The sequence below is a fragment of the Phaeodactylibacter sp. genome, assembly GCF_022763345.1.
Classification (GTDB): domain Bacteria; phylum Bacteroidota; class Bacteroidia; order Chitinophagales; family Saprospiraceae; genus Phaeodactylibacter.
The window spans coordinates 92,685-107,977 of record NZ_JALEGS010000021.1 but is presented as its reverse complement, the minus strand read 5'-3'; the positions used below and the strand labels follow the sequence as shown (position 1 = coordinate 107,977).

General features: G+C 49.0%; 16 protein-coding genes and 1 tRNA gene. 13 read left to right on the top strand and 4 right to left on the bottom strand.

The window, feature by feature from the left end; genetic code table 11:
* Positions 1 to 50: 50 nt before the first annotated feature.
* The 5 genes from MRY86_RS05940 to MRY86_RS05920 all read left to right on the top strand — a co-directional run bounded on the left by MRY86_RS05940 (position 51) and on the right by MRY86_RS05920 (position 5,326).
* Positions 51 to 2,054: a response regulator gene (locus tag MRY86_RS05940; protein ID WP_293566806.1), complete on the top strand. Its 2,004-nt coding sequence runs from the start codon at positions 51 to 53 to the stop codon at positions 2,052 to 2,054.
* A gap of 60 nt (positions 2,055 to 2,114) precedes the next feature.
* On the top strand, positions 2,115 to 3,101 hold the full coding sequence (locus MRY86_RS05935; RefSeq protein WP_293566807.1) for a YpdA family putative bacillithiol disulfide reductase: 987 nt from the start codon (positions 2,115 to 2,117) through the stop codon (positions 3,099 to 3,101).
* 3 nt (positions 3,102 to 3,104) lie between these two features.
* Positions 3,105 to 3,719 carry a hypothetical protein gene (locus MRY86_RS05930; protein ID WP_293566808.1) on the top strand — a complete coding sequence of 205 codons (615 nt, stop codon included), beginning with the start codon at positions 3,105 to 3,107 and terminating at the stop codon, positions 3,717 to 3,719.
* Between the two features lie 53 nt (positions 3,720 to 3,772).
* Positions 3,773 to 5,197: a glycosyltransferase family 39 protein gene (locus MRY86_RS05925; protein ID WP_293566809.1), complete on the top strand. Its 1,425-nt coding sequence runs from the start codon at positions 3,773 to 3,775 to the stop codon at positions 5,195 to 5,197.
* A gap of 55 nt (positions 5,198 to 5,252) precedes the next feature.
* Positions 5,253 to 5,326, top strand: a tRNA-Ala gene (locus tag MRY86_RS05920).
* Positions 5,327 to 5,720: 394 nt separating this feature from the next.
* Here the strand turns inward: MRY86_RS05920 and MRY86_RS05915 are convergent.
* The 3 genes from MRY86_RS05915 to MRY86_RS05905 form a co-directional block, all read right to left on the bottom strand.
* Complete coding sequence (locus tag MRY86_RS05915) at positions 5,721 to 6,596, bottom strand: hypothetical protein (RefSeq protein ID WP_293571062.1); 876 nt, start codon at positions 6,594 to 6,596, stop codon at positions 5,721 to 5,723.
* Between the two features lie 128 nt (positions 6,597 to 6,724).
* Entirely contained in the window at positions 6,725 to 7,234 is a 510-nt protein-coding gene (locus tag MRY86_RS05910) for a GNAT family N-acetyltransferase (protein WP_293571060.1), read from the bottom strand.
* Positions 7,235 to 7,304: 70 nt separating this feature from the next.
* Complete coding sequence (locus tag MRY86_RS05905; RefSeq protein ID WP_293569651.1) at positions 7,305 to 7,646, bottom strand: hypothetical protein; 342 nt, start codon at positions 7,644 to 7,646, stop codon at positions 7,305 to 7,307.
* A 189-nt stretch (positions 7,647 to 7,835) separates the two neighbouring features.
* Here MRY86_RS05905 and MRY86_RS05900 point away from each other — a divergent pair, with 189 nt between their 5' ends.
* The 4 genes from MRY86_RS05900 to MRY86_RS05885 all read left to right on the top strand — a co-directional run bounded on the left by MRY86_RS05900 (position 7,836) and on the right by MRY86_RS05885 (position 10,916).
* Entirely contained in the window at positions 7,836 to 8,258 is a 423-nt protein-coding gene (locus MRY86_RS05900) for a hypothetical protein (RefSeq protein ID WP_293569649.1), read from the top strand.
* 12 nt (positions 8,259 to 8,270) lie between these two features.
* Positions 8,271 to 8,744 carry a glutathione peroxidase gene (locus MRY86_RS05895; protein WP_293569647.1) on the top strand — a complete coding sequence of 158 codons (474 nt, stop codon included), beginning with the start codon at positions 8,271 to 8,273 and terminating at the stop codon, positions 8,742 to 8,744.
* A gap of 2 nt (positions 8,745 to 8,746) precedes the next feature.
* Positions 8,747 to 9,214 carry a MarR family transcriptional regulator gene (locus MRY86_RS05890; RefSeq protein ID WP_293569645.1) on the top strand — a complete coding sequence of 156 codons (468 nt, stop codon included), beginning with the start codon at positions 8,747 to 8,749 and terminating at the stop codon, positions 9,212 to 9,214.
* Positions 9,215 to 9,383: 169 nt separating this feature from the next.
* Positions 9,384 to 10,916, top strand: a complete 1,533-nt coding sequence (locus MRY86_RS05885) for an ABC transporter substrate-binding protein (protein ID WP_293569643.1) — start codon at positions 9,384 to 9,386, stop codon at positions 10,914 to 10,916.
* A gap of 11 nt (positions 10,917 to 10,927) precedes the next feature.
* On the opposite strand, the gene MRY86_RS05880 is transcribed toward MRY86_RS05885, so the two are convergent.
* Positions 10,928 to 12,040: an MFS transporter gene (locus MRY86_RS05880; RefSeq protein WP_293569641.1), complete on the bottom strand. Its 1,113-nt coding sequence runs from the start codon at positions 12,038 to 12,040 to the stop codon at positions 10,928 to 10,930.
* Here MRY86_RS05880 and MRY86_RS05875 point away from each other — a divergent pair, their 5' ends adjacent.
* The 4 genes from MRY86_RS05875 (at position 12,041) to MRY86_RS05860 (ending at position 15,243) form a co-directional block, all read left to right on the top strand.
* On the top strand, positions 12,041 to 12,271 hold the full coding sequence (locus tag MRY86_RS05875) for a hypothetical protein (protein ID WP_293569639.1): 231 nt from the start codon (positions 12,041 to 12,043) through the stop codon (positions 12,269 to 12,271).
* A 183-nt stretch (positions 12,272 to 12,454) separates the two neighbouring features.
* Positions 12,455 to 13,318, top strand: a complete 864-nt coding sequence (locus MRY86_RS05870; protein WP_293569637.1) for an AraC family transcriptional regulator — start codon at positions 12,455 to 12,457, stop codon at positions 13,316 to 13,318.
* A 184-nt stretch (positions 13,319 to 13,502) separates the two neighbouring features.
* Positions 13,503 to 13,943: a hypothetical protein gene (locus MRY86_RS05865; protein ID WP_293569635.1), complete on the top strand. Its 441-nt coding sequence runs from the start codon at positions 13,503 to 13,505 to the stop codon at positions 13,941 to 13,943.
* Positions 13,944 to 14,361: 418 nt separating this feature from the next.
* Positions 14,362 to 15,243, top strand: coding sequence for a UDP-2,3-diacylglucosamine diphosphatase (locus MRY86_RS05860; RefSeq protein ID WP_293569633.1), 882 nt, complete (start codon positions 14,362 to 14,364; stop codon positions 15,241 to 15,243).
* Positions 15,244 to 15,293 lie beyond the last annotated feature (50 nt).

The window sequence follows — 15,293 nt, the reverse complement described above, 5'->3', positions numbered from 1 at the left end:
CCTATTCAGGAACAGGCGAATGGGAGGAATGAAAGAAGCGGTTAATGGTTATGAGCAATAACAATACGAGAATTTTGGTCATTGAGGATTCTGAGTCAGACATTGCGCTGCTTGAAGCACTACTCAAAGAAGCCAATTATAAGCACACCTTGTTCACCTCGGACTCGCTGTCCGAGGGGTTGGAAAAATTGTGGGAATGCTCACCTGAGATCGTACTGCTCGATCTAAATTTGCTAGACGTTACAGGGTTTAAAACCTTGCAGCAATTTAGAGAGAAGGCCCCCAATACCCCGGTTATTGTCATGACCGGTTATAAAAATGAAATAATGGGCATTCAGTCCGTAAGGGCCGGCGCTCAGGATTTCCTGGTCAAGGGCACCTTTGACCACCGCCTGCTTGTCAAAACCATCAACTACTCCCTACAGCGCTTTGCCACGCAATCCAAGCTACAGAAAAAAGCTGATGACCTCAGCAAGAACGAGGAACGCACCCGAAGGGCCCTGAAGATCGCCAGGTTTGGCCGTTGGGAGATGAACATGGTTGATACTTCCATGCACTGGGATGACGAGATTTTTCGCTTCTTCGGGTTTCACCCCGGCAGTTTTTTGCCCTCCCTTTCCGAATACCTAAAGTACGTCCATGTAAATGACCGCACAGAGGTAGAGCAGTTCTTCGAAGAGGCGATGAGCGACGGCAAGCCACACACGATCAATCACCGGATTGTCATCGATAATAAAAAGGTCCGCCACGTGCAGGTCAATGCGCAAGTCAGCTATGTTGAAAAGGATAGCCAAATGATGCTGCTTGGCAGTATTCAGGATGTATCCAATCAAGCTCCTGAGCCATCACTGCCTCAAACTGATACCGATGGGGGCCCCAGGCCTGATCCGGAAGAGCCGCCCAAACCGGATAAAGATGACTCTACGCAAATACCTGGGCATCGGACGGATGGTCCTGCACATGAAAATGCCAAAGTCTTATTTTCAGATTTTTCCTATAATCTCAGGACGCCCATTGCCTCTGTTATTAATTTCATCTACCTATTGGAGGAAACAGCGCTCCAGGCCCAGCAAAAAGAATATATCAGAGGCATTAAATCCTCTCTGGAAGACCTAAGCTTCGCACTTAACAATTGGATAAACCTCAGCACCCTTCGTACCGAGCAAGTCAACCTGAGCTATTCGGAGATTCAGATTTCGAATATGCTAAAAACCATCCTGGACATCTCTAAAATCAGAGCAGAAAAATCTGGAAGCGAGTTAGCGCTGGACGTGTCTCAAAAATTACCTGATATCATTATTAGTGACCCGCAGCGGCTCACCCAACTCATATATAATGCGATAGAACTAGCCGTCAACTTCACAGTACCGGATACCCAAATCCGCCTTTCGCTGGGGGTACGTGGTAGCCGGAATGCCAACCTTGAGCTTTTGATCCGATGTTTGTTCCAATCCGATGATTTCGACTTCGAAGAAGCCAAAGAAATGATAGAGGATGAGGAAATCATTAAGGATCATAGCGTAGAGTCTAGCCGAATGCTCCCGCTGATCATTTCCAAACAACTGACCTCCATTATGGGAGGGCAGCTCAAGCCGGTTCGGAAGACCAGCCAGAAGTTCGAAATAAAAATTGAGCTGCCTATCGGTACACCTGAACAACAGCCCAGGTCGTTGCCTGAAAAGCCGACAGATCCGCTCCATATCCTATTGGTGGAAGACCACGACCTGCACCGCCTGGCCACCAAGCGAATGCTGACAAATTGGTCGGATAAGGTAACCGTAGATGTGGCTTCAAATGGCCTTGAAGGGGTTAAAATGGCCACCAAAAAAGACTACGATCTTATCTTGATGGACCTCGAAATGCCCGTACTAAATGGCATACAGGCTGCCATCAAAATCAGAAGCCAGTGCAAAACCCCTATCATTGCGCTTACCGCTAATGAGTCAAAACAGGAGCAGGAACGGTGCCAGTCGATTGGCATCAATGATTATGTGGTAAAGCCAGTCAAGCCGGAAGGGCTTTTTAAGAGGGTTCTGCGGCAGGTCATCCCCTAACCCATCAACCTTGCCCCCCTTTACTGCGTTGAATGATTGTCGAAAAATTAAAAGACAATCATGGAAAGTTACGATTTGATCGTCATTGGCGGCGGACCGACCGGGCTCAATTGTGCCATTGCGGCACATAAGGAGGGGCTCAGCCATTTGGTGCTTGAAAAAGGGGTGCTTGCCAACTCTATTTATAATTTCCCGGACAATATGACCTTTTTCTCCACTTCTAAACGTCTGGAAATTGGAGATGTCCCCTTTATCTCTCATACCGAGAAGCCTACCCGCCGGGAAGCCCTGGAGTATTACCGGCGCCTGCAGCAAGCCTGGTCCCTCAATGTGCATACCTACGAGCCCGTGTCAAAAATGGAGCCCGATGGCACAGGTGGTTATCTAATAGCGACTTCAAAGCGCACCTATCAGGCCAGGGCGGTCGTTGTGGCTACCGGTTTCTATGATACCCCCAATATGATGGAGGTACCTGGAGAGGACCTTCCCAAAGTCAAGCACTACTACGATGATGCTCACCCTTATGTCGGACAGGAAGTCCTTGTGGTTGGAGCAGCTAATTCTGCATGTCAGGTGGCGCTGGAGCTTTGGCGCAAAGGGGCAAAAGTAACCATGGCTATTCGGGGCAATGCCATATATAAAGGTGTAAAGTACTGGATCAAACCGGATATTGAAAACCGCATAAAAGAGGGCAGTATTCCGACCTATTGGAACAGCACAGTACAATCCATTCACCCGGATAAAGTGGTTCTGCAAACACCGGTAGGCGAAGTGGAGCTGGACAACGACTGGGTGCTGGCGATGACGGGGTACCGCCCGAATTATGATCTGCTATACAGTCTTGGGCTCGAAATACCAGAGGACGAAGCACGGGTGCCCAATCACAACCCGGAAACCCTGGAAACCAGCCTGCCCAATGTTTTTCTGGCAGGCGTGGTCTGTGCGGGCATGAAAACCAATTCGCTCTTCATCGAGAATACAAGAGACCACGGCACAGTTATCGCTAAGCAAATTGCCCGGCGTGTGCCTAAACTGCAAACGATTTGACGTATGGGGCTAAGCATCCACTACAGGGGCACCCTGACGGACAAACGGCAATCCGCGGCACTGCTCAGTGAACTGGAAGATATCGGAAAGTCTATGCACTGGCCTACTCAGGTACTTGACGGGCACTGGGACCGCAAGCCAGACGCACGCCTGGAGCGCAATAGTGCCGGGCTGCCTGATGTTGTGGGCGAATCAGGCCTGAAGGGTGTTATTCTGCAGATTCACCAAGACTGTGCCCCGCTTTACTTTTGCTTTAGCGCTTCGGGTGTTTTGACTTCTCCATTACAGGTGGCGGTTAGTGCGGTCGACAATTACGCCGTTACGCCAAATTGGATTACGGTGCATACCCAATCGGCCGGGCCGGAGATGCACGCTGCTGTAATCCGTTTACTGCGCTATCTACAGGAAAAATATTTGCACGACCTGGAGGTGGAAGACGAAAGCGGATATTGGGAGTCAAAAGACTATGCGGATGTGCTGAAAGAGCTGAACCAGGATCGGTCTGGCAACGAAGAACTCGCCCGAAAGGCTGCACAGCTCAGGCGCCGTGAGCAAAAAGATATTGTTGCGAGGATTGACTTGCTGCTTCGAAAAATGCGGGATTGGGAAGCAGATTAATTGTCCTATATTTGTCGCTCCATTGTTAGCCACAAAACGAACGATACCCAACATTGCAACTTTCCGACTCTATCAAGGCTTTAGGTATTTTGCTGCTGGTGGCAGTAGCCATCCGCCTGATTTCCTTTTTCCCCTCGGTCATTGATCACGATGAGTCCACTTATTTGGTCATCGCGGATGCCGTATCACAGGGCTATACTTACCAAGTGGATTACATTGACACCAAGCCCATCGGCATTTTTTTAGTGCTCGCCGTCCTAAAATCCGTGCTGGGTCATGCCATTTGGGGCTACCGGCTTGTTGCAGCCCTGGTATTGGGCCTAACGGCTTTTTTGCTTTACCGCGCGAAGCGTATACAGGGGAGCAACTGGGCGGCAGGGCTATCGGCAGGTATCATTTACCTTATCCTTAATTCACTATATACCCGCTACGGTGTTTCCCCCAACACGGAGACTTACTTCAACCTATTCACGGCAGGCGCACTTTTGCTTTTTTTTAAATACCGCAGTTATGTTGCCTTTTTGGGAGCCGGCCTACTGCTGGGCATTGGCTTCGTCATTAAATACGTAGTACTCTTTGATGGGCTTGCCTTCGGAGCCTTCCTCATTTTCCAGTCTTTACGCCGGGAAGGCAACGTGGTCAAAGCGCTGAGTCAGGCATTGACGATGGCGCTGGGTGCGGCCATCCCCTTCGCCCTGGTGGTCGGCTACTATTACCAGATTGGAGAATTCGACCGCTTTTGGTTTAACTCGATCACGGTAGCCGGGCGCTACCCTTCCTCCCGCACCTTTTTGCATTATATCGTTTTCTTTTTTGAGTTCTTTCTGCGGTTTTTGCCCGTAACGGCTTTATTTGTTGTAGGGCTATGGCACAAAAGCGTCAAGCTGCCCGTCCGGCAGTTTGGGCTGATCTGGTCTGGCTTTGTATTGGCCTCCGTGCTGATTCCCGGCAATGCATTTGGGCATTATTTCATTCAGTTTATGCTGCCCTTTAGCTACCTGGCCGGGGAATTCTTTGGGCTGCCCCGGCAGGAGGTGCCCCGGTGGCTGCGCTGGATGCGCCATCCCCGGATTGGCTATGCCTTGTTGGGCTTACTCTTTGTCACCCACCTGCTGCTCCAAAAGAAAGACTACCTCGACCGCCCGGATAATGTCCGTTATGCTGCACAATACCTCAATCAGCACCTTGAGCCCGGCGACCTTATCTACACACAGGAGGACCAGGCGATCTACTTCATGACCCGGCGTCTTCCGCTTGTCCCTTATGTCCACCCTTCTCTGTTTTGGATGGACAAACACATCGAAGCTATGGAGGTAGACGTAGAGAAAGAAGTGGCGAAAATTGAGGCTGCTGCCCCCCGCTTCATGGTCTTCCGCTATCCGGTTGAAACGGAGCGCTTTGCCGCCTACCGGGCCGCCCACTATACGGAGGTGGCCAATATTGGCGACTACGTAGTGATTTTCGAGCGCAAAAATTAGCGGGCTTATTGCACCTTTTCCAAAAAGCCCTTATATTTGCATTCGCTAAAAAGCAGGGGAATTAGCTCAGCTGGCTAGAGCGCTTGCATGGCATGCAAGAGGTCACCGGTTCGACTCCGGTATTCTCCACAAGGCTTTTTGCCTGAATCTTTGCCCTTCAGATACCAAAGCGGCAAAGCAGAATGGCAAAAGCAGCAAAAAAGACCCTTGGTCCTGAATGGGATCAAGGGTCTTATTCGTTTTTACAGCTCCCTTCTCTAAGCCTAATAAAATAATCTAGTGCTCTCCCCACTTCCCTGCCGAGGGCGGTGAAGAAGAAGCGCCTATGTCAATCCATTTTTTTCGAATGCCTGATGGTACGATCCTTCTGCTTTGATGCCGTGGCCCGGCCCAACAGAGTTGGTTAAACGGAAGCGGGGCATAAAAAGTAGTCGCAGGCTCAGGAGTGGGTTGGCTTTGGTACCCTCCCCCTTCATTACTTTTCCGAAAAGATCTTCAAATCCCCTCTGAGGAATATAGTCGTCTAATTTTTTTGCCCCTTTTTTTCTTTTTTCAAGTTGAAATGTATCAACGACTTACGTCTAGCCCACTGATAATCCTGATACTCTTTGACCCGCTCCTTGCTATTGACTACCGGGTCGTACCTCCTGAACTCTTTCTGAAAAGCTCCCCAGCCGATTCTCCAGGCAGTCACTTCATCTACTTCAAGTGTGTTTTCATTGCCACTAGTCCGCCTCATAATCGAATTTGGGTACTTTTCCCTGATAATGTCAGAAGTCTCTCTGGTTTGGCTTCTGCCCAATTCATAATACAAATCCCAGGCACCAAACTGATGAAGAATCTCGTGAGCAATCACGGTGCTTCCCGTAATCATCCCGATCGTATTCCGGCAGTAGATTACCGCCAGGTCCATTTCCTTTACCGACCACCGGTTGTAAGCATGACTCCGATTGTTGCTTTTTACGAAGAGGACAATTTTCAGCTTTCTGGTATCCAAGTCAAACTGGTAGTACTCCAAAAAGTCATCCAGCCCCTTAAAACCAATTTCTTTCATGATTTTCCCAATGGTTGACTCCGGGTTGGAACCTCGTAACACTTTTTCAAGGTACACCGTTGATTTATTATCTCCCAGGAAGGCATCATTATTAAATTCCAGCTCCTGTCCCCAAATATCGGCCTGCCATTCCAGCCATTTCTGGCTTTCCAGTAACTCCTCATAGTAAAAATCCACTTCTTCTTCATCCCAATAGTCGTAGGCCGTATTTATAAAAAAAGTCAATAGGTTCACCTCCCCAGTCAGTGAGAGGTAGGCTTTAACAGGACTCGGGCGGTAATTCTGACCAAAGCCGGGAACAAAACAGCACAAAATGGGGAAAAGCAGAAAATAGCGCGATTTCATGTCTTCAATATTAACTATTCAGATAGAGCAACTTAAACAAATCATTACAATTATAGCCTCATTTCCATTGATTCCTGCATTGATATAGATCTGAGCAATTCGAACATGGTACCCATCCCAAAACCGCTTCAGGCAATCACTTTTTCGTATACCAGTATCTTCCTTTTATCAGCATGCCACCGGAATGCTCCGGTCGCCAGAAAGCCGTTGGTTTTCCAAAAGGATTTACCAACGATATTGTCTTCCAATACGCCTAGACGGGCGACTTTTGCTTCATTGCCAAGCAAATAAGCTTCTGTTTGTTGATAAATCATCCGGCCTATGCCTTGCCTTCGCTTAGACGCTTCTATCAACATTAGCCCTATCACCCAGGTATCTGGCTTTGGGTAGTGCTTTAAAATATCGACCAGCCCTATCAGTTCTCCGTTAAGAAAATAACCTATGATCTGTTTGTCCTCATAAGTATGTGTAGCAGGCAGTTCGCCATAAAACACTTCTTTTGTTGTGGCTTCATCCACATCCCGCCCATCCTGATAGATCAGATAGGCTTGGTTACGGATCAGGAATGCAGTTACGTCATCCTTGTCTCGCTCATAGTCAAGTTTTCTGGAAGCAATCCGGTCTTGTTGCACGGGCACAATGTGAAATATTTGACTAATCTCATTTAGGAAGCTTAGACAACCGCCTCAAAAAATGAGACGACAGGACTTATTCCATTTCATACTCACACCCACCTAGTGCGGCCAGGGTATAACTGCGTCCTCTTTTCAAGTAGAGCATTGCCGATTCATGATGCTTTCGGTCTCCTTTATGCTCATAGTCGAAGGAAATGCTTACATCTGTCATGCCCTGCATGCCAATATCTACTATTTCTCCGATCTGGATATTAGAAATAGTGGATCCTTCCGGGATACTATCACAAATGCCACTAGCCATTTTAGATAAAATATCATTTCTTATCTGGTCTTCAAAGGAAGGACTGGAGCATGCGCAAAATCCGATAATGACTGACAGGAAGCCTATCAACAGGTGTGGGTTTCGAATATTCATCTTTACTGAGGTTTTAGTAGAGCTACGAAAATAGGTTTTTTTGAAGAAAATCTATGAACCTCTGCTTAATCCCCCTTCCGAATCACTGCCAATTGCAGATTAAAAGGGCTGATTTCACCCTTATCCTTGAAAAGTTAAAAAAACATCCTTACATTTACATCGCACACGATTTAATCTTAATCGATCCAAATGAAAACAACAACACTTCAAAACGTATTCCGTATCATTCTGGGCTTGCTCATGGGGCTGGCCGGCATAGGGCATCTTACCTTCCAACGGGAGGAGTTCCAGGCTCAGGTGCCGAGGTGGCTACCGAACGACCCCGCTTTTATGGACTTTGTGGTACTTGCTTCTGGTGTGACGGAAATTGCGTTCGGGCTGGCTATGATTTTCTGGACCCGCCATAAGGTCAAGGTCGGTATTGCGCTGGCAATCTTTTACGTCTTGATCTTCCCGGGCAATATTTCCCAGTATACCAACGGTATTGACGCGTTTGGGCTGGACACTGATCGCAAGCGGCTTATCCGCCTGTTCTTTCAGCCTGTACTCATTTTGTGGGCACTTTGGTCAACCGGAGCACTAAAATATTTATTCAATCAATCAAACCGCTAAAATCTACCCAATATGGATTTCTACAGCTTTGAAGCCGAACAACTCAATGGCAAAAAAGTCAAAATGGAAGAATACAAAGGCAAGACCGTGGTGGTGGTCAATACCGCTAGCAAATGCGGGCTTACGCCTCAGTACGAAGGGCTGGAGAAGCTCTACCAAAAGTACCGGGACGAAGGGCTCGTCGTATTGGGCTTCCCCTGCAACCAATTTGCCAATCAGGAACCTGGAAATGCCGAAGCTATTCAGGAGTTCTGCGAGATTAACTACGGGGTCAGCTTCCCCATGTTTGCAAAAATTGAGGTCAACGGAGATGGCGCGCACCCTATCTTCAGATACCTGAAAGGGGAACTCAAAGGTTTGTTTGGGAAAAAAATCAAATGGAATTTCACCAAGTTTGTCATTGACAAGAATGGAAAGCCGGTGAAGCGTTTCGCACCGGTCACGAAGCCCGAAAAAATGGAGTCAACGATCAAAAAACTGTTGTAACCATGAGCGATAACGCAGCGGCACTTTATCTGGAGAACCAGCTCTGTTTCCCGCTCTACGCTGCTTCCAGAATGACGACTAAAATTTACGCCCCTTTGCTCAAGGCCCTTGACCTGACCTACCCTCAGTACTTGGTCATGCTGGTCCTTTGGCAGCACGGGAAGCAAACCGTCAACCAAATTGGCAGCCGTCTTTACCTGGAATCCAATACCCTCACACCTTTGCTCAAACGCCTGGAGCAGAAAGGGCTCATCAGCCGCAGGCGGTCCTCTCAAGACGAGCGCAGCGTACTGGTCCAACTCACCGAAACCGGCGCACAGCTAAAAGCGGAAGCAGAGGAAATCCCCAAAACGATCATCGAATCCTTCAACGACAGCCGGCTCACGGAACTGGAGGTGCTACAGTTTCAAAAGACTTTATTCAAGCTGGTCGAAATCCTGAGCGAGCGGGCAGAACGGGATAAAGAGTAACCTATCAACCTGACAGTAGAGAAAGCATCAAAAAACTATCCTTTGGCAGTAACAGTTCAGGGCAATCTGCTGATAAATTAAAAAAGTCTTAATTTAACCCTTGAAAGCGTAACGAGCGTTGCTTTTCGCCGTTTTAAGACTACGAATAAAGCACAACACACTAAGAATTATGCCCATACAACCGATACCAGAGACGCAGGACCGCAGCACCAACATCCACATTGCCGTTCTTTACGCCAAAGCCGACCAGGAAGCCTGGGAAGAGCTGGAAAAGCAATTCACCAGCATCAATGCCCGCTACCCGAATGTACACATCTGGACTGCCACTGACATTGATATAGGTGGCTCCGTAGAGCGGCAGCTCAAGGATGAGCTCAAGCGGGCAGATATTACGCTCCTACTTTTTAGCCCTGAATTTGTCAACGACGATATCGTAGACGAGGAAGTACGGGACTTACTGACTACCTACGCCAGATTTAGCGACAGCGATGCCTACCGAAAAGAGGAGCGCTTCATTATGCCTATTCTGCTCAACCACCTTTATGGCTGGGACGATATTTACGACCAGCATTTCGATATTGAGAACCTTAGGGTATTCGACAAGCTGCCGGAAGCCGATAAGGACCGGGGCAAAGTCTACGAAAGCATTGCTCAGTCTCTGGAGGAATATATTGCCCGCATTAATGCCAAATCCGTACAAATCGCCCTGCCTACCTGGATCGGCTTCATACCCAGCATCATGTACAACGGTGGCTTCGCCCGAAATGAAAATACGCCACTTTTCCAGAAGTACAGGCGCGAGGTCCACTTTGAGCTCAATGACCACCTCGATCAGCTTTGCGATGACTTCAAAGCCGGGCAGATTGATATGATGTGGTGCACGATCGACCGCCTGCCCTACGTAGCCGATAAGATCAAGGAGTGGTCGCCCAAGGTTTTCTACCAGGCTTCCTGGTCCAACGGTGCCGATGCCATTTTGTCCAGGAGCCGTATTGAAACGGTAGCCGACCTCCGCGGCAAGCGCATCCTATACCCTCAGGACTCCCCTTCTCATACTTTCCTGAAGTATGTGCTACAGGAACATGGGATAAAAACAGAAGAAGTGGAAGCCATTCCACAAAAACACACCGACCTGGACCTTCTCACCAAACGCTTCATAAAGGACGACACCCTTGATGCACTGGTGCTGTGGAGCCCCTTTGTAGAAGCCTGCATTGCCGAAGGCTGCGGAGACATCAAAGTCCTGACTGACTCTTCCGACTACCCCAATCTCATCGCCGATGTACTGCTGACCAGTGAGGAATACATCAACCTCAACCGGGAAGAAATCACAGAATTGCTAAAGGGCTGGTTCCGGGAAGTTGACCACTTCCTCAATGACGAATTCTACCCGAAAAAAGCAGTGGGGGTACTGGTGAACGCTATCATCAAGCCGCTGCCAAGTATTATTCCCAGCTCTATACGCGGGTCATTGGAGGATGCCCTGAACAACTACTTCCAGACGTCTCTCGACAAGGTACACCTCTGCGACCTGTCGGACAATCGCCGGTTTTTCGGTATTGGCGATCAGGAAAAGGGGAATGCACAGGATGGCGAAGCTTTGTACACGCAGTTCCTGAAACGGCAATACCCACACCTGGCTGACGACCCGGACCTGCAGTGGGGTGCCCTGTCTGACACCTCACTGCTGAATGCGTTATAGATTAGGCAGTCTTAAGCCTTTATACCACGAGCGGTTACAGAGGCCAGAACAGCCAGGACCACCACAAAACCCAGTCCCAGCGCCAGCCCAAAGTGGTCGCTGATCAACCCGATCAGGGGGGGAGCGACCAGAAAGCCGATGACCCCTGAGCTCGCCACTGCAGCGATACCGTTGCCTGCACTCACGCCGGGCGTATTTGCCGCAGCGCTAAACAGCAGAGGCACCACCGTGGAGAAACCAAGCCCCACGATTGTAAAACCGAGTACTGACAGCGATGGCAATGGTGCCAAAATAGCCAGCAAAAGCCCGGCAGCTCCTAACAGGCTGCCCATGGTAACAGCCTTGCCCAGCCCCAGCTGCAAGCGGATACCATCGCCCATAAAGCGGCCAATAGCCATCGCCATAGAAAATCCGGCATAGGCCAGCCCGGCAATAAACGGGCCCGCCTGCAGTTCCTTGCGGAGGAAAATGGCACTCCAGTCGGCAATCGCCCCTTCTCCAATCATAATGCAAAAACCGATGAAAGCAAGCCCCAGTAACGCACGGGGTGGTATCGAAAGGCCATTATTCTCCGCGGGTGCACTGGGCAGAGAATGGATGACCGGGCGCAATAGCAGGTGCAAGCCTACCATCAGAAGTGCAACCGTGATCAGGTGTACCTGAAGAGAAACCCCAAGAGAGGCAATGAGGCCGGAACTCCCAGCCCCGACCATCGCTCCCAGGCTGAACATACCGTGGCAAACCGACATTATGGCGATGTGGTAATGGCGTTCAACCGCTGCCGCTGCCGCATTCATGGAAATATTCATAAAGCTGTTCACGAAGCCGATAAGCAGTAGCCCGGCGAACAAACTGTAGGGCCCCTGTGCGAAGGCAGGCAGCGGAAATACGCCACAGAAGAGCAAAGTGGAAAGCGTCATCGCCTGCCCGCTGCTCAACCGGGCGGAAAGCCATCCGGCCAGCGGCATCATGAGCAGTGCCCCAACTGGAAGGCCCAGAAGCGCCAGCCCAAGCTGCCCCTCAGACAACATCAAACGGGCCTGCACCTCAGGCAACCGGGCCAGCCAGCTGCCAAAAAGCATACTCAGTGTAAAAAAAGTCAGCCCCACTGAAAGGCTGGGCATATGAAACGCGAACGTTTTGAGGGTTTTGATCATAGACAAAATTACTTAGAAAATGGACAATTGGTAAGTCATTCAAAAAATAATGGTGACGCCCCCCTAACCAAGGGATCGCCACCACTTTCAAAAACAGTGTATGAAACTATAGTCTTCTTTCAAATTTACTGGTGCAAAGGTACTGGTGTTACAACAACCATTCTTCCGCCATTTTCACCAATATCAATACCATATTAACTTTTTGTGAAAGGCTGAACTTTTCTTAATTTCTCACTGTATTAGCAATATAAAACAGAGGACAAACAGCGTTCTCTGCACAACCAACCATTTTTTCCCTCAGCTATGTGGCTGTTCCCGCCCATAGCCCTGCCACACGACCAAATTATACTGCGGAAAGCCCCAAGCTGATAAACCATGAGCATGAAAGCTGCACTTGAAAAAATAGAACCGGTTTTTGGAAGCTCTTTTACTTTAAAGAGTTTCGACGAATCCGATGACTGTAATCATCCTAACTGGCACTTCCACCCGGAGTACGAGATTGTGTACATCTCCAAGGGTAAAGGCAAACGGCATATCGGGGACCATATCTCCTATTTTGAATCCGGGGACCTGATTTTCCTGGGGCCCAACCTCCCACACTTCGGGTTTACGGAAGAGGTCTTTGAGGCACATACCGAGATTGTAGTGCAGATGAAAGAAGACTTTCTGGGGGTCGAATTCCTGAAAAAGCCTGAAATGCAAGCCATTAAGCAGCTCTTTCAGCGGTCCCGGCAGGGGCTTTCCTTCAGTGGCCCGGTGAAAGACCGGGTGGGCGAACAACTGAAGTCTATGCTTAAGCAGGATAGTTTTGACCGCCTGCTTACACTGCTGCACATTCTACAGGAAATGGCGGAAGCCAAAGACTATGAAATGCTGAACGCCAGCGGTTTTGCACTGGAGGTCAACACACAGGACCAGGACCGTATAGAAGCGATCTACCACTATGTACAGCACAACTTCAAGGATGAGGTCAACCTTGATGAAGCGGCGCGCCTGGCCAATATGACGGTACCTGCCTTTTGCCGGTACTTCAAGAAGCTCACCCGCAAAACCTTCAGCCAGTTTGTGAATGAATTCCGCATCGCTCATGCCTGCCGACTGCTTGGGGATGACAGCATGACAATTGCAGCAGTCAGCTTTGAAAGCGGGTTCAACAACTTATCGCATTTCAACCGGCAGTTTAAGCACATCACCAACCTCAGCCCACGGGCTTACCGCAAGAACATCAGAAAAGTCGTTTCCTAAGTAAAGGGCTTCTCGAAAAATAAAATACCCAACTGGTTTTGCCCCACTACTAAGGCAAATATTTAGGTGGGAATGATGGATGTTTCCGTTTCAGACCCTACTTTTGCGGCGTACGTGCCTCCTTTTGCAGGAAAAAAGCAGGCAGACACCCCACTCTAATGTTTAACTAACAATCACTTATCCCATGAAAAAGATTGCTTTTGTGGCGTTGATCGCCTTGCTTGCGGCTTGCAGCAACAACGATGAGGAAAAAAAGATGTTACTGGGCAAATGGCAATATGACCCGGCCCGCATGAGTGAAGAATTCCAGAAGACCAAGCCTTCTCCTCAGGAGCAGGTTGCTCTGGAACGCTTCGTGATGATGTACCAAAATGATGCCTTTATTTTTGAGGAGGATGGCTCAATGCTTGTTACGACGCCAAACGGTGCCACACTCAATGGTTCCTGGGATATGAGCCCGGATGCCAAAACCTTATTCATGAACCTGGGCTCACAGGAAATCCCTAACAAGATTACCAAACTCACCAGCGAAGAGCTTGTTCTGGCTGCGGATACCACCCGGCGTTCCAAGTATACCCGCATCCTGAAGAAAGTGGAAGGCCCTGCGCCAGCCGCTACTGAATAGACTTGATGCATCGGGTCAGTGTAGTGGGAAAAATGAGCTATTTTCAACCATACGACCCCGGTACGTACCGGGGTTTTTAAGAGCCTAGCCTGAGCTAAGTGACTGAAAAAAGGCATAGCGTGGGAAGGAAAGAGCCGTTTTAACCCTGCAATGATCCCCGACGCATCAAGTCTAATAGAGATTGCGGCCTGAAAAGATACCGGGGAGCGGAGTAAAATCGAAATGCTTCCCTCCCCGGCTCCCTGGCCAAAGCCACTCCTAACGCTCTTTTTGCGCCTACAGTCAGGCAAAAGATTAAAACATATATAATTCCCGTTTTACACCTACTTTACATATAAGCCGGAATTTGCACCCAATTCATTATAAACGTCAGTTTTTGGGATTTTCCATACGCTGGCATGCAGATTCAAAGGCAAATATGAAGCGGGAATTAGATATTGTCATAATCTCAGATGTGCACCTTGGCACTTATGGCTGCCACGCCAAAGAATTGCTCAATTACCTCAAAAGTATCAAGACCGGCACGCTTATCCTCAATGGAGACTTCATTGATATGTGGCAGTTCCGCAAGCGGTACTTTCCTAAAGAGCATATTCAGGTGATTCAACGCATCCTGAAGATGGCAGCCAAAGGCACCAAGGTCTACTACATCACCGGCAATCATGATGATGCGCTGCGCCGCTATTCTGACTTCTCCTCCGGCAATATCCATCTGCGCGACAAGCTCCTGCTTCAGCTCAACGGCAAAACCTACTGGATCTTTCATGGAGATATCTTCGATCTCTTCATTAAGTACTCGCCCGTGATTTCCAAAATCGGCGGCAAGGGCTACGACTGGCTTATCATGCTCAACCGCTTTATCAATAAAGTGCGTATGGCCATGGGCAAACCACGTATGTCTTTTGCCAAGCGGGTAAAATCATCGGTTAAGGAAGCCATCAAATTTGTTTCTGATTTTGAAGATACGGCCATACAGCTGGCCGGAGAGCAAAAATACGACTACGTGGTCTGCGGGCACATCCACCGGGCACAAATGCGGTCACAGGAAGCACACGGCCATCAGGTTACTTACCTCAACTCCGGCGACTGGGTGGAAAGCCTGACTGCTCTGGAATACAAGTGGGGCCGCTGGTCGATCTACGAATACGATGAAATGGACTACGCCTTTGTCAATCCGAAACTGCGGGTCAAAGAGGCCGAACAAACTGCCGAAATCGAAGAGGATACCGATCTGATTGGCAACATCAGCACTGAAGAAATCTTTCAGCAAATCACAAGACAACATCCTGCGGCTCACTAATGCCCTTTCGCGATACAAATTTAATACAGAAGGCCTGGTCAACGGTGACC

Bases quoted from the DNA above. Each gene is read 5' to 3' on its own strand.
- MRY86_RS05940 (WP_293566806.1), top strand. From the start codon at position 51: ATGAGCAATAACAATACGAGAATTTTGGTCATTGAGGATTCTGAGTCA.
- MRY86_RS05935 (WP_293566807.1), top strand. From the start codon at position 2,115: ATGGAAAGTTACGATTTGATCGTCATTGGCGGCGGACCGACCGGGCTC.
- MRY86_RS05930 (WP_293566808.1), top strand. From the start codon at position 3,105: ATGGGGCTAAGCATCCACTACAGGGGCACCCTGACGGACAAACGGCAA.
- MRY86_RS05915 (WP_293571062.1), bottom strand. From the start codon at position 6,596: ATGAAATCGCGCTATTTTCTGCTTTTCCCCATTTTGTGCTGTTTTGTT.
- MRY86_RS05905 (WP_293569651.1), bottom strand. From the start codon at position 7,646: ATGAATATTCGAAACCCACACCTGTTGATAGGCTTCCTGTCAGTCATT.
- MRY86_RS05900 (WP_293569649.1), top strand. From the start codon at position 7,836: ATGAAAACAACAACACTTCAAAACGTATTCCGTATCATTCTGGGCTTG.
- MRY86_RS05895 (WP_293569647.1), top strand. From the start codon at position 8,271: ATGGATTTCTACAGCTTTGAAGCCGAACAACTCAATGGCAAAAAAGTC.
- MRY86_RS05890 (WP_293569645.1), top strand. From the start codon at position 8,747: ATGAGCGATAACGCAGCGGCACTTTATCTGGAGAACCAGCTCTGTTTC.
- MRY86_RS05885 (WP_293569643.1), top strand. From the start codon at position 9,384: ATGCCCATACAACCGATACCAGAGACGCAGGACCGCAGCACCAACATC.
- MRY86_RS05880 (WP_293569641.1), bottom strand. From the start codon at position 12,040: ATGCCCAGCCTTTCAGTGGGGCTGACTTTTTTTACACTGAGTATGCTT.
- MRY86_RS05875 (WP_293569639.1), top strand. From the start codon at position 12,041: ATGAAACGCGAACGTTTTGAGGGTTTTGATCATAGACAAAATTACTTA.
- MRY86_RS05870 (WP_293569637.1), top strand. From the start codon at position 12,455: ATGAAAGCTGCACTTGAAAAAATAGAACCGGTTTTTGGAAGCTCTTTT.
- MRY86_RS05865 (WP_293569635.1), top strand. From the start codon at position 13,503: ATGAAAAAGATTGCTTTTGTGGCGTTGATCGCCTTGCTTGCGGCTTGC.
- MRY86_RS05860 (WP_293569633.1), top strand. From the start codon at position 14,362: ATGAAGCGGGAATTAGATATTGTCATAATCTCAGATGTGCACCTTGGC.